Origin of the sequence: Fundidesulfovibrio soli, from assembly GCF_022808695.1 — a bacterium.
Taxonomy (GTDB): Bacteria; Desulfobacterota; Desulfovibrionia; order Desulfovibrionales; family Desulfovibrionaceae; genus Fundidesulfovibrio; species Fundidesulfovibrio soli.
The window spans coordinates 77,826-91,036 of sequence record NZ_JAKZKW010000003.1; the positions used below are offsets into that span (position 1 = coordinate 77,826).

Genomic DNA, 13,211 nt, shown 5'->3' on the forward strand with positions numbered 1-13,211 from the left:
GGTGATTGTTCCTGGCCCGCGCGCGGGTCTAGGAGGAGGGTTGCTCGTCCGCCGGGGGGGCGGTCTCGCCGGTGGTCAGCTCGTGCATGAGCTCGGCCACGGAGACGATCTTGTCAACGCGCCAGGCGTTGGCTCCGCAGAAGGCGAAGCCGGCCCTGAAGTTGCCGCGCTGGGCGCTGATCAGCGCCAGGCTGATGCAGTAGGGCGCCTGCTCGACCCCGCATGAGGCCATGCACTTGCAATAGCAGGAGATGGGCGACGTGTGCCCTTCGCTGACGTTCTTCAGGAAGGGGCTCACGATGGCCCGGCCGGGCAGCCCGAGGGGGCTGTCGATGATCTGGATGTCGGCCTGGGTGGAGTCCACGTAGGCCTGCTTGAAGCGCAGGTCCGCGTCGCACTCGTGGGTGGCCACGAAGCGGGTGCCGAGCTGCACGCCCGAGGCCCCGATGGCCAGCATGTCCAGGATGTCCTGGTGGGTGTAGATGCCGCCCGCGGCGATCACGGGCACTTCGCGCCCGTGGGTCTCCTTGAGCTTTTTGGCCACCTCCACCACGTCCTTGACCAGCACCTCCAGGCGCGATTCTGGGGCGTCCAGGGCGCTGCGCTTGAAACCCAGGTGGCCGCCCGCCAGGGGCCCCTCCACCACGAAGGCGTCGGGCACGCGGTCGTACCGCGTGATCCACATGCGGGCCAGGAGCTCGGCCGCCCGCCCTGAGGAAACCACCGGGATCAGCTTGGTCTTCTGGCCGGGTTTCACCAGTCCTGGCAGGGTGCGGGGCAAGCCGCCGCCGGAGATGATGAGGTCCACGCCTTCGTCCATGGCGCAGGAGGCCATGGCTTCGAAGTCCGTGAGGGAGGCCAGGATGTTCACGCCGATGACGCCGGTCGTCAGCTCGCGGGCGCGGCGTATCTCCCGGCGCAAAGCCCGGAGGTTCGCCTCTGTGTGCTTGGTGCGGACGTCAGGCTCCTTGAAGCCGACCATAGCCGCGGAAATGATCCCCACGCCGCCCTGGGCCGCAACGGCCGCGGCGAGGCCCGACAAGGAAATGCCGACCCCCATGCCTCCCTGGATGATGGGCACGGGGATGTGGAGATCGTCGATGTAAAAACCGGGAAGGCTCATATGCGGTCCTGTCAGAGACACTGCCGGAGGCAGGATCGAGCGAGCGCCTGGCGCCGATGGTTGGAGTTTATTTTAATGTGAACCCGAGTCGGGATATGTCAAGAAACGGTTTTTGTCATGCGCTATTAGGGGCTCTTGGCCGCCAGTATGTCGGATTTAGCTGAAATATTTCCCGAAGCGAGCTGTATCTGGTCGAGCGGGGGCGGTGTGCCGCCCCGCTGACGGAATCGGCGCCGACATGTGTCGTGGTGCCGACATGTCGTGATGGCGACATTTTGTTGCGCGTGATTCCAGGCGCTTGAGGCGCAGATTGCATACTTGCGTGGTATGAATTGATGGCGAGGGACACGATGAAGCTGGACGAAACCGACGCGTTTGATTAAGGCTTTTCGAAAGACGCACGCCGTCCGCTCATTCCGGCCGGACCCATGTCGCCTGCGGCAGCTCTCACAATTCCGACAGCCGCGCGACATACCCAACCCCGGCGGTGCAGGCGCACGCAAGGAGCTCACCTTGCCGCCGCACAGCCGACCGGCCGATCCCGAATGCGCGACAGGCGTCCGTCATACTCGACCGGAAACCAACCCAAGTGGCTCCGGACGTCATAATAAACGCGCTCTGAACGCTGCCGCACGCAGCAGGACGAACTCGCGGGCATTGCAATGATTACTGGCTGTGTACGCCCATCGCGGCGTTTATACATAGCGGAGGGACCGCTCTCCCGCTCCGCCCACCCGATTCAAGAACCGAAGCATCCGCCTTCGGTCTCGGGTGTGGCCTTTTTTTTGCCCGCCGTTCGCCCAGTGCGAAGGGACATGTATGGGAAGCCGCCTCAGATCTTCCGGCAGAAACCTGCTGGAAATCATATACAAGGAAGAAAACAAGGTCATCCTGGACGCCCTGCACGAACGCAGCTACCGCAAAAGGCACCTGCTGTTCATGCCTTACCACAAGGAAGACCTCGTATGCATAGTTAAAACCGGAAAACTGAGAATGTACATGGGCCTGGAGGGCAAGGAGCTCTCCCTGTCCATGCTCGGCCCCGGCGATATATTCAGCACCCACTCCCGCGCATATGTAGAGGCGCTGGAGGATACCACCATTCTGGCGTGTCCGGTCTTCAAATTCTTCAAGGCCGCCATGGAACGCCAGGAATTCATGCTCCCTCTGCTCATGTCCCTGGGTGACATCCTCACCGGGGCTTTGAGCATCATCGAACGTCTCTACTTCCACGACATCGACAAGCGCGTTGCAGCCTTCTTCTATGAGGAGGCGCTGTTGCGCGGCGAAAACAGCACGGACGGCATGCGCCTGCACGTCGGCCTCACTGTGGACAACATCGCCAAGATCGTCGGCTCATCCCGCCAGACGGTCTCCTCCCTCATATCCGCCATGGAGAAGAACGGCATCATGAAGAAGCTGTCCCGTGGCGAATACCTCATCACGGACATGGAAGAACTGCGTCTCACCGCGCTGCCCTGCGCGGAGTGAGAAAAGATTCACAATCGTCGGCTGGACGACAGAAATAGACCCCCCTCTCGGATAGGGACGAGCAAAAGGAGGATGACATGCAACTTGCCACTTCCCTCGGACTTTTCGTCGGGGCCGCGCTGCTGGTCGGCAGCGAGGTCCGGGCGTTGCGGTCCTTGGGCGAACCAAAACGCCTCATGGCCTTCTCGGCGCTGGCCCAGATCGGCTATGTGCTCATAGGCTTCAGTCTTGGCTCGTTCAACGGACTTACAGGTGCGTTTCTTCATATAGGCTACCAGACCATCATCCGCGCCCTCTGGTACATGTCGCTCAGGCGGCTGGCCGCAGGCGCGGGCGGTTGGACCCTGGAGAACCTTCGCGGCGCCGGACAGGGTCGCGAGGCCCTTTCGGTGATGATGGGCTTCGCCATGTTCTGCGCCCTGGGCATCTCGCCCGTAACCGCCCCCGCGGGCAAACCCCTGGTGCTCTTCGCAGCCGTGGACGGCGGGCACATGCTGACCGCCCTGGCCATGGCCCTCTCCAGCGGCATCGCCGCCGTGTACACCGTGCGCCTCTTCCAGGCCGTCTGCCTGGAGAAGGCCGGCCCCAGGGCCGAGAGCGCGGCCAAGGCCGATCCCGTAAGCTGGGCGCTCATGGCCGCCTCGGTGCTGGCCTGCCTGTTCCCCCACGGGCTGATCCACCTGGCGGCCTCCAGCGCCGCGGGCATCCTGGGCCTGGCCGACATCCCGGCCGTGGCCGACCTGGAAGGCTCCTGGCCCCTGCAGGTGCTGGTGCCCTACCTGGGCGGCTTCGCGGTCTACGCAGTGGGCCGCCTGATGCCCGCCTGGCGCTCCGCCCTGGTGCTGGCCGTGGCGGCCGCCACCGTGGCGGCGGCCTGGTTCACCCCTGGCCTGGCCCCGCTGCAGAACATGTTCACCATGCTCTACGCGCTGGTGGGCGGCGTCATCGTGGTCTACTCCCTGGGCTACGTGGGCGAGAAACCCGGCTCCGACCGCTACTTCCTGTTCCTGTTCATGATGGTGGGCACGCTGATCGGCCTGGCCTCGGCCAAGGACGCCGGCGGGTTCTACGCCTTCTGGGAGCTGATGACCTTCAGCTCCTACATGCTGGTGGTGCACAAGCGCTCCGACGAGGCCCTCAAGGCGGGCGCGCGCTACTTCATCATGTGCGTCGGCGGCGCCTACGCCATGCAGGTGGGCCTGATGGCCCTGGTCTCCGCCGCGCCCCACGGCGCGCTCATGGACGCCGCGCAGACCGCGCAGGCCATGGGCCCCGCCGCCGTGGCCGGGATCGCGCTGCTGCTCCTGGGCGGCTTCGCGGTCAAGGCGGGCCTCTTCCCCCTGCACTCCTGGCTGCCGGTTGCCCACCCCGTCGCTCCCTCCTCCATCTCCGCGCCCCTCTCCGGCCTTCTGACCAAGGCGGGCGTTTTCGGCATGGCCCTGGTGCTGCCGATGCTCTTCCAGGGCTCCCTGGCGGGCACCTCGGCCTACGGCCTGCCCTTCCTGCTGACGCTTCTGGCCGCCTGCACCTTCGTGCTGGGCGAGGTCATGGCCCTGGTCCAGACCGACATCAAGCGCATGCTGGCCTACTCGACCCTGGCCCAGATCGGCGAGATCGCCCTGGTGCTCTCGCTGGGCACCTGGGCCGCCACCGCGGGCGCCCTCGGCCACGTGGTGAACCACGCCGTGATGAAGGACCTGCTCTTCCTCACCGCCGGCGGCCTCATCATGCGCGCCGGCACCCAGCGCATCGACGCCCTGGCGGGCATCGGCCGGGCCATGCCCTTCACCGGCGCCTGCATGGCCCTGGGCCTGGTGGCCATCATGGGCCTGCCCCCGTTCAACGGCTTCTACAGCAAGTTCCTGATGCTGCACGCGGCCCTGGAGGCCGGCAGCGCCTGGATCGCCGTGCTGGTACTGGCTGGCAGCCTGGTGGGCTGCGTGTACTACGGCCGTCTGATCAAGGTGCTGTTCTTCACCCCCTACGAAGGCGCCTGGGTGCCCGAGACCCCCATGACCATGCGCCTGGGCGTGGGCGCGCTGGCCGCCGTCACCGTGCTGGGCGGCCTCTTCCCCCAGACCTGGCTCTCCCTGGTGACCCCGGCGGCCGACGCCCTGTTCCCCGGCGCTCACGCCGCGCTGCCCGACCTGACCGTCTCCTGGGCGCTGCCCGTCATCCTGCCGCTCCTGGGCGCGGTGGCCGCCATCGTGCTGCGCGCCGACATGAAGCGCGCGGGCCTGGCCGCCACGGCGAGCCTGGTCCTTGCCGTGATCGTGCTGCTGGCCCAGTCCGGCAGCTGGGGCAGCCTGCAGTTCGCCTTCGCGCTGCTGGTGCTGCTCACCGGCGCGTGCAACATGTACTACTCCACCGGCTACATGAGCCACAGCCACACGCAGTGGCGCTTCTACGCCGTGTTCCTGACCATGATCGCCGGCCTGGTGGGCATGGGCACCGCCACCGGCTTCCTGGCCTTCTTCTGCTTCTGGGAGATCATGAGCTCCTGGCCGCTGTTCCTGGCCATCATCCACGAGGAGAGCCCCGCCGCGCTCAAGGAAGGCACCAAGTACTTCCTGTTCAACGTGGCCGGAGCCTCCTTCCTGTTCCTGGGCGTGCTGCTGGTCGGCCGGGCCGCCGGGGGCTACGGCTTCGAGCAGGTGGTCCAGGCCCTGAACACCCTGCCGCCCTCCGCCTGGATGACCGGCGTGTGCCTGATCGGCCTGGGCATGCTGATGAAGGCGGCCATGCTACCCATCCGCATCGACTGGCAGATGCACCCGCCCACCGCGCCCACCCCTGTTTCCGGCTACATCTCCTCCATGCTGCTGAAGAGCGCGCCCTTCGGCCTGCTCTTCCTGCGCTGGGGCCTGGCCGGCGGGGTGAACGTGGACGGCGCCGCCGCCCTGGACACCGCCATGTACGTGGGCGCGTGGATCGGCGGCATCACCATCATCTACGCGGCCATCCAGGCCCTGCTGCAGACCGGCATCAAGGAGATGCTCATCTACTCCACGGTCAGCCAGCTGGGCTACATCGTGCTGGCCATCTGCCTCGGGACGCCGCTCGGCGTCACGGGCGGCATGCTGCACTTCTTCAACCACATGCTGTTCAAGAACCTGGCGTTCCTCTGCGCCGGCGCGCTGATGTTCGCCACGCACGCCCACAACCTGGAGGAACTCGGCGGCATCGGCCGCAAAATGCCCATGACGCTCCTGTGCTTCGCGGTGGCGCTGTTCTCGGTGGCTGGCATGCCCCCGTTCAACGGCTTCAGCTCCAAGCTGACCATCTACTACGCGCTTATCGATCAGGGCGAGATGACTCTGGCCATCATCGCCATTCTCTCGAGTGTCATCACCTTGGCCTACTTCCTCAAGTTCATGCATTCGGCCTTCTTCGGACAGCTCTCGCCCAAGGCCGCGCATGCACATGAAGTGGGGCTGGCGATGCGTGCTCCCATAATGGCGCTTGCCGGGCTGTGCATCCTTACGGGTGTGTTCCCCGGCATCGCCCTGATCCCAATCGCTTCCATTCAGCAGAGCCTCGGCATCGTGCCCCTGGACGTGGGCCTCTCCGGCATCCTCTCCGGCACCGGCGCTTCCGACATGACCCTGCTGAGCTTCATGATCGCCCTGTCCGGCGGATCGGTGTGGCTGATCGCCCGGTACGCCACGCGCACCGTGCGCCGCACCGCCATCCACCTCTGCGGCGAGACCAGCGTGACGGCCCAGCAGACCAACGTTGCGGCGTCCAACCTGTACGCCGCGCCCCTTGAGCTCTTGGCGCGCATGAGTCGGGGTTATTTCACTCCCAAGCGCGTTGGAGGAGGCCATGACTAGTTTCTTCGAAGCAACATTCGCCATGTTCATCTTCCCGGGCGGCCTGTTCGCGCTGGCCGCCGGGCTGATGCTCAAGGGCGTTGACCGCAAAGCCGTGGCGCGCCTGCAGCGCCGGGTCGGCCCGCCGCTGTACCAGCCCGCGCTGGACGTGCTCAAGCTGACCATCAAGGAAACCCTCATCCCCCACACCGCCAACGAGGTGGCCTTCAAGCTGGCCCCGGTGCTGGGTCTCTCGGGCGTGCTGCTCACCGCGGCGGTCATGCCCATCGGCGGCGTCTGGAACGGCGTCACCGGCATGAAGGACCTGCTGGTGCTCCTGTACCTGCTGCCAGTTCCGGCCATGGCCCTGATGATCGCGGGGTCGGCCTCCAGCTCGCCCTACGGCGCGCTGGGCTTCTCCCGCGAGATGGTGGTGATGTTCGCCTACGAGATGCCGCTGATCGCCTCCTTCCTGGCGGTGGCGGTGCGCGTGGGCGGCACGGGCAGCGGCATGTTCGCCCTGGACAACATCATCAACTACCAGATGCAGCACGGACCCATGATCTTCGACCCGATCATGCTCCCGGCCTTCGTGGCCATGCTGCTCTTCATCCCCGGCACCATGGGCTCGGGCCTGTTCGACATCCCCGAGGCGGAGCCCGAGGTCATCGAAGGGCCGCTGCTCGAGTACTCGGGTCCGCTGCTGGCCATGTTCCAGCTGATGAGCGCCGTGAAGCTGGTCGTGGTGGTGGAGCTGGTCGTCGCGCTGTTCATGCCCAACGGGCTGGGCGGCAACGTGCTGGTGAACCTGGTGTGGCACCTGTTCAAGTGCCTGGCGCTGATGCTGGTGGCCGTGACTGTGTTCCGGGCCTCCACCGGCCGCCTGCGCCTGGAGCAGGGCTTCGCCTTCTTCGTGAAATACACCTCGCCCCTGGCGCTCGTGAGCCTGGGTCTGGCCTACATGCTGCGCTAGACGAGAGAGGATAGCATGCTGAACAAGTTCATAAACAAGATCGCTCCCCGCTCGCCCTGGCTCTACCGGCTCAACGCCGGCTCGTGCAACGGCTGCGACGTGGAGCTGGCCACCGTCGCCCTGATCCCGCGCTACGACGTGGAGCGCCTGGGCTGCAAATACTGCGGCAGCCCCCGCCACGCGGACATCGTGCTCATCTCCGGGCCGCTGACCTCCCGCGTGCGCGACAAGGTGCTGCGCGTGTACGACGAGATCCCGCACCCCAAGGTCACCCTGGCCTGCGGGGCCTGCCCCATCTCGGGCGGCGTGTACCGCGACAGCTACACCGTCAACTCCCCCATCGACCAGTACATCCCCATCGACGTGGTGGTTCCCGGCTGCCCGCCCCGCCCCCACGCCATTATCGAGGGCGTGGCCCTGGCCCTCGAAATCTGGCGCAAGCGCCTGGAGGAGGGCACATGCTCCCGTTCCTGAAAGTACTCGTCCGCAACCTGCGGCAAGGCCCCAGCACGGACCCGTTCCCCTTCGCGCCCACCTACACCCCGGCCCGTTTCCGGGGCCGCGCGGAGCTGGACGAGAACCAGTGCATCCTCTGCGGCATCTGCCGCCACGTCTGCGCGGCCGGAGCCATCCAGTTCCGCGCCGCCGAGGACGGCTCGGGCATGGAGTTCCGCGTGTGGCACAACAGCTGCACCTACTGCGGCCTCTGCGCCCACTACTGCCCCACCAAGGCCATCCGCATGACCAACGACTGGCACCTCTCCCACAAGGGCGAGGACATGTACTCCTTCGCGGAGACCAAGTTCGTGAAGCTGGGCTCCTGCGCCGAATGCGGCGCCACGATCCAGCCCCGACCCGCGGCCATCGTGGAGAAGCTCGGCGCGCGCTACCCCGAGCGCTTCATGCTGTGCCCCAAATGCAAGCGCGAAACCCTGGCCAACCACGCCGCCTCGCGGAAGGTCATCCGGGTGGAGGAAGCGAGATGAACGAAATCGCCAAGCAGGCCCTGGAGAGCGCCCTGAACAAGGCTCTCGGGCCCGACAGCGTCTATTGGAACAAGGACCTGAACGGAAACTCCTTCGGCTGGGTGCGCCTGGCCGACAACGACGGCCTGTCCCGCGCCGCCGCCGCCCTGGCGGGCGTCAGCGCGCGGCTGATGGTCATCACCGCCTACAGGGTGGACAAGTACGCCACCTACCCCGGCCGGGAGATCGCCTACCACTTCGATCTGGACGGCACCGTGGTCACCGTGACGGCGTCCCTGCCCACCGACGAGGACACCATCCCCTCCATCACCCGCTGGTTCCAGAACGCCGACTGGCACGAGCGCGAGTTCATGGAGCTCTACGACATCAAGGTCACCGGCCATCCCAACCCGGTGCGCCTCTTCCTGGACACCAACGTGGAGCAGGGCGCCCTGGACCGTCTGGTCCCGCTCTCCACCATGATGAACGGCGCCTGCACCAAGACCCTCTGGGAGAAGGTCTACGCCGGCACCGAGATGCCCGACTGGGCCAAAGGAGCTCAATAATGTCCGGCACGTATACATTACCCATCGGGCCGCTGCATGTGGCTCTTGAAGAGCCCATGTACTTCGACATCAAGGTCAGGGGCGAAACCGTGGAGTCGCTCGGCCTCTCGGCCGGGCATGTGCACCGCGGCATGGAGTCCCTGGCCATGCAGCGCAACTACCTGCAGAACGTGGTGCTCACCGAGCGCGTCTGCTCGCTGTGCTCCAACAGCCACCCCTCCACCTACTGCATGGCCGTTGAGAACCTGGCCGGCATCCTGGTGCCCGAGCGCGCCCAGTACCTGCGCGTCATCGCCGACGAGGTGAAGCGCATCGCGTCCCACCTGTTCAACGTGGGCATCATGGCCCACCTCATCGGTTTCGACTCGCTGTTCATGCACGCCATGGAAGTGCGCGAGATCATGCAGGACGTGAAGGAAGGCGTGTACGGCAACCGCATGAACCTGGGCGCCTGCACCATCGGCGGCGTGCGTTACGACATCGACGCCGAGATGAACGCCTTCATCCGGGGCAAGCTGGATGAGTTGAAGCCCCATCTCGAGGAGATCTACGGGATCTACACCACCGACCCGCTGATCCTGAAGCGCACCACCGGCGTGGGCGTGCTGCCCGAGGCCGACGCCCGCCGCTACGGCGTTGTCGGCCCGGTCGCCCGCGCATCCGGCATCGCCTACGACGTGCGCAAGAAGACCCCCTACTGCACCTACAAGGAACTCGACTTCGACGTGCAGTGGGACACCAAGGGCGACGTGCACTCCCGCGCGCTGGTGCGCCTGCGCGAGGCCGTGGACTCCGTGAGCCTCATCGAGCAGTGCCTGGAGCAGATGCCCGAAGGCCCCACCGAGCTGGAGCAGTTCGTGGCCATCCCCGAGGGCGAGGCCGTGGCCCGCTCCGAGGCCCCGCGCGGCGAGCTGTTCTACTACCTGCGCTCCGACGGCAGCGACACTCCCCACCGCCTGAAATGGCGCGTGCCCACCTACATGAACTGGGAAGCGCTCCAGACCATGATGACGGGCTGTCAGGTGGCGGACATCCCGCTCATCGTCAACAGCATCGACCCCTGCATCAGCTGCACAGAGCGCTGATCGCGGGAAGCCCGCGCCAGACCACGAAAGCCGCCCTCCGGGGCGGCTTTTTCGTTGGGGAAAGGCCGGGTTAATTTTTCTTCGCTCAGGGCCTCCGGGCCGGGGTTCAGCCGCGTAGCTGAGCGAAGGTGCAACTTGCTGTATTTTTTTGTGTTTTATGTGCAGTGCGGGCGACGGCGTCTGCAATGGGGCGCGCCAAGGGAAGATTACGTGCGCTGACATTGTGAAAATAATGGGTTTTGTCGCGCGGCTGACAGTCTTGCCCGTCGGGCTCCTGTAAACGCTTTCTCAAGAGCAGCCACGCCGAGCGTGGGATACCTGGAGACCGAAGCAATGCATGAATCTTCCCTGGCCTCGAGCATCATCGCCATAGCCGAAGATACGGCCAGGAAAGGGCAGGGCGGAAGGATCGTCCAGGTGGACATGTGCATCGGCGAGCTGGCCTGCGTCGAGGAGGAAACCCTTCGCTCGTGTTTCGAGATGCTCTCCGAAGGGACCCTGGCGCACGGCGCGCGGATGGTGGTCGAAAGGAAGCCCGCCACCGGCAGGTGCACCTCCTGCGGGGGGACGGCACGCAAGGCCGGAAGGCTCCTGAGATGCCCCGATTGTACGAACTCCTTCGTCACGCTCGAAACAGGGCGTGAACTCTTTGTCAAAAGCATTGAGGTCGAACGTCCAAACCAGGAAGCATAGCCATGGCAAAGCAATCCGAGAATTCCGTCGTTTTCGCCAACCCCGACAAATGTATCGGGTGCAAGAAATGTGAAAGCGCCTGCGTCAGCGCGCACATCAATATGCCCGCCAAGGAAGCCCGCAAGAAGGGTATCCCCGTCATCTCCCGCATCAAGGTGGTGAAGGTGGACAAGTACAAGTACCCCCTTCAGTGCCGCCAGTGCGAGGACGCCCCCTGCGCCCACGCCTGCCCCTTCGGCGCCATCCGCCAGGAAGACGGCATGGTCCGCATCAGCGAGTCCCTTTGCGTGGGCTGCAAGATGTGCGTGATGGCCTGCCCCTTCGGCGCAATCGAAGTGGGCGTCGAGGGCGAGATGCCCGGCTCCACCAAGACCAACCGCGGCTCCGCCAAGAAGTGCGACCTGTGCGAAGCCTGGCGCGCCGGCAACGGCAAGGAAGTCTGCGCCTGTGTCGAGGCTTGCCCCAACCAGGCCCTGCAGCTCATCGACGTGAGCACCTACCGCGCCGTGGTGGCCAAGGGCCGCGCCCAGGAATTGGCCCGCATGCACGCCGCCGGCAACGAATAGCGCCGGAGCGACCCGCGGGGACGCCCGCAGGGTATGACGCGCTCCGAGATGAATGAAACGGCCCCGGACCCCATGGTCCGGGGCCGCTTTGTTTGGCGCGCGCTCCGGCCCGGACAAACGGCCCGGACAAACGGCCCGGACAAACGGCCCTTACATACGGCCCGTACAAACGGCCCGAACATGCGGCTGGACGCGGGCGGGGGCCATGACGTACCTGGAGGCATGGCGGCCCCCATCCGGGCGCCCGCCGCAACCGCATACGCACAGCGGAGCTCTTGATGATCTCCACACCCCGCGCCGAACTGGAGCGCCTTTACGAGGCCTACAAGGATCACCCCCGCGGCAAGCCCGCGCGCATCCGCTACATGGGCTGGACCCTGGAGACCCCCGACGCCCTGAGCTGCCTCTACCAGCTCAAGGAGATCGTGGTGCAGGGCATCTACGACTTCCCGTGCTCCCGGCGCGATCCGGTCATCATCGACTGCGGGGCCAACATCGGCGTGAGCGCACTGCACCTGGCCGCCCGCCATCCCGAAGCCAAACTGCTGCTCTTCGAGGCGGACCCGCGCATCGCGGGCTACCTGGAGCGCAACCTGGCCGCCAACGGCCTTGCCCACGTGCCCGTTGTCCGCAGGGCCGTGTGGGTTCACGATGACGGCGTGGACTTCGTGCCCGAGGGTGCGGAGGGCGGCTCCGTGCTCGGCGTGGGCCAGGGGCGGCGGGTGGAGTCGGTGCGCCTGCGCGCCGTGCTGGAGCGGCTTGCGCGGGTGGATTTCCTGAAGATGGACATCGAGGGCGCGGAAGCCGAGGTGTTGGCGGATTGCGCCGGGCAGTTGGGCAAGGTGGGCTTCGCCTTTGTGGAGTGCCACTGCTGGCGGCACCTGCCCCAGAACCTGCACTCCGTGTTGGCCCTGCTGGCCGGGGGAGGCTTCCGCTACTACCTGGAGAACATCTGGCCCGGAAACGAGCCCTACCTGAGCGGGGGGGGAGGGCCGGCCATGGACGTGCAGGTCAACGTCTGGGCCAGGCGTCCGGTTCCGGCCCAGGCCCGGCCTGAAGACCGGCCAGGGAACCCGGACGGAGGCGGCGATGCAGGAGCATGACCTGTTGACGGCCCTGGGTTTCATCGCCCTGGGCCTGGGCACCGGCGCCTTCGGGACCCTCATCGGCGCGGGCGGGGGCTTCATCCTCATGCCCGTGCTGCTGATGCTCTTTCCCCACGACGATCCGGCCCTGCTGACAGCAATTTCCTTGGCCGTGGTCTTCGCCAACGCGGCCTCCGGCACCGAGGCCTACGCCGTGATGAAGCGCGTGGACTACGCCTCGGGCTGGCGCTTCGCCCTGGCGGCCACGCCCGGGGCCGTGCTCGGGGCGCTCTCCACGCACGCCTTCCCGCGCAGGGCCTTCGACGTGCTGTTCGGGGCGCTGCTGGTGGCAGGGGCGCTCTACCTGCTGCTGCGCCGCCAACTGGAAAGCAAGGGCAAGGAGGCCTGCCCGCCGAACGCGGCGCACAGGCACCTGGTGGACAGCTCCGGCGAGACCTACGACTACTGCTTCAACATGAAGACGGGCCTGCGCATCAGCGTCGGGGTCGGTTTTCTCTCCAGCCTGTTGGGCATCGGCGGCGGGATCATCCATGTCCCGGCCATGGTCTGCGTGCTGGGCTTCCCGGTGCACGTGGCCACGGCCACCTCGCACTTCGTGCTGGCCTGCATGGCCCTTGCTGGCACCCTGACACACGTGTTCACCGGATCGTTCCACGAGGGAGTCCAACGCACCATCTACCTGGCCATAGGCGTGCTGGCCGGGGCGCAGGTGGGCGCGCACCTCTCGCGGCGCATCAACGCCGCCTGGATCATGAAGAGCCTGGCCGTGGCCCTGGCCCTGGCCGGGCTGCGCATCCTGATGCAGGGGGCGGGCGCGGGCTGAAATGGAGT

12 protein-coding genes are annotated in these 13,211 nt (G+C 66.2%); 11 read left to right on the top strand and 1 reads right to left on the bottom strand.

Annotation, left to right across the window (positions count from 1 at the left end; genetic code table 11):
- Window positions 1-28: 28 nt before the first annotated feature.
- Entirely contained in the window at window positions 29-1,123 is a 1,095-nt protein-coding gene (locus MLE18_RS05635; RefSeq protein WP_243368131.1) for an NAD(P)H-dependent flavin oxidoreductase, read from the bottom strand.
- Window positions 1,124-1,942: 819 nt separating this feature from the next.
- On the opposite strand from MLE18_RS05635, the gene MLE18_RS05640 reads away from it, so the two are divergent.
- From MLE18_RS05640 to MLE18_RS05690, 11 genes are all read left to right on the top strand, one after another.
- The gene (locus MLE18_RS05640; protein WP_243368132.1) at window positions 1,943-2,614 is read left to right on the top strand and encodes a Crp/Fnr family transcriptional regulator; all 672 of its coding nucleotides are present in this window, start codon (window positions 1,943-1,945) and stop codon (window positions 2,612-2,614) included.
- Between the two features lie 77 nt (window positions 2,615-2,691).
- Window positions 2,692-6,447 (top strand): proton-conducting transporter transmembrane domain-containing protein, encoded by a 3,756-nt coding sequence (locus MLE18_RS05645; RefSeq protein WP_243368134.1) that lies wholly within the window; start codon window positions 2,692-2,694, stop codon window positions 6,445-6,447.
- A complete protein-coding gene (locus MLE18_RS05650) occupies window positions 6,440-7,399 on the top strand; it encodes a respiratory chain complex I subunit 1 family protein (protein ID WP_243368136.1) in 960 nt (319 codons plus the stop codon). Before MLE18_RS05645 ends, MLE18_RS05650 begins: the two co-directional genes overlap by 8 nt.
- A 15-nt stretch (window positions 7,400-7,414) precedes the next feature.
- Entirely contained in the window at window positions 7,415-7,873 is a 459-nt protein-coding gene (locus MLE18_RS05655) for an NADH-quinone oxidoreductase subunit B family protein (protein ID WP_243368138.1), read from the top strand.
- Window positions 7,858-8,385 (top strand): 4Fe-4S dicluster domain-containing protein, encoded by a 528-nt coding sequence (locus MLE18_RS05660; protein ID WP_243368141.1) that lies wholly within the window; start codon window positions 7,858-7,860, stop codon window positions 8,383-8,385. Before MLE18_RS05655 ends, MLE18_RS05660 begins: the two co-directional genes overlap by 16 nt.
- Complete coding sequence (locus tag MLE18_RS05665; protein WP_243368143.1) at window positions 8,382-8,930, top strand: NADH-quinone oxidoreductase subunit C; 549 nt, start codon at window positions 8,382-8,384, stop codon at window positions 8,928-8,930. The genes MLE18_RS05660 and MLE18_RS05665 overlap by 4 nt, the downstream gene beginning before the upstream one ends.
- Window positions 8,930-10,015 carry a hydrogenase large subunit gene (locus MLE18_RS05670; protein ID WP_243368144.1) on the top strand — a complete coding sequence of 362 codons (1,086 nt, stop codon included), beginning with the start codon at window positions 8,930-8,932 and terminating at the stop codon, window positions 10,013-10,015. The genes MLE18_RS05665 and MLE18_RS05670 overlap by 1 nt, the downstream gene beginning before the upstream one ends.
- Window positions 10,016-10,348: 333 nt before the next feature.
- Window positions 10,349-10,708: a hydrogenase maturation nickel metallochaperone HypA gene (gene hypA / locus MLE18_RS05675; protein ID WP_243310435.1), complete on the top strand. Its 360-nt coding sequence runs from the start codon at window positions 10,349-10,351 to the stop codon at window positions 10,706-10,708.
- Window positions 10,709-10,710: 2 nt separating this feature from the next.
- Window positions 10,711-11,274, top strand: a complete 564-nt coding sequence (locus MLE18_RS05680) for a 4Fe-4S dicluster domain-containing protein (protein WP_243368146.1) — start codon at window positions 10,711-10,713, stop codon at window positions 11,272-11,274.
- Between the two features lie 278 nt (window positions 11,275-11,552).
- Window positions 11,553-12,377: an FkbM family methyltransferase gene (locus MLE18_RS05685; RefSeq protein ID WP_243368148.1), complete on the top strand. Its 825-nt coding sequence runs from the start codon at window positions 11,553-11,555 to the stop codon at window positions 12,375-12,377.
- Window positions 12,364-13,203, top strand: a complete 840-nt coding sequence (locus MLE18_RS05690) for a sulfite exporter TauE/SafE family protein (RefSeq protein WP_243368150.1) — start codon at window positions 12,364-12,366, stop codon at window positions 13,201-13,203. Before MLE18_RS05685 ends, MLE18_RS05690 begins: the two co-directional genes overlap by 14 nt.
- The last annotated feature ends 8 nt before the right edge of the window (window positions 13,204-13,211 follow it).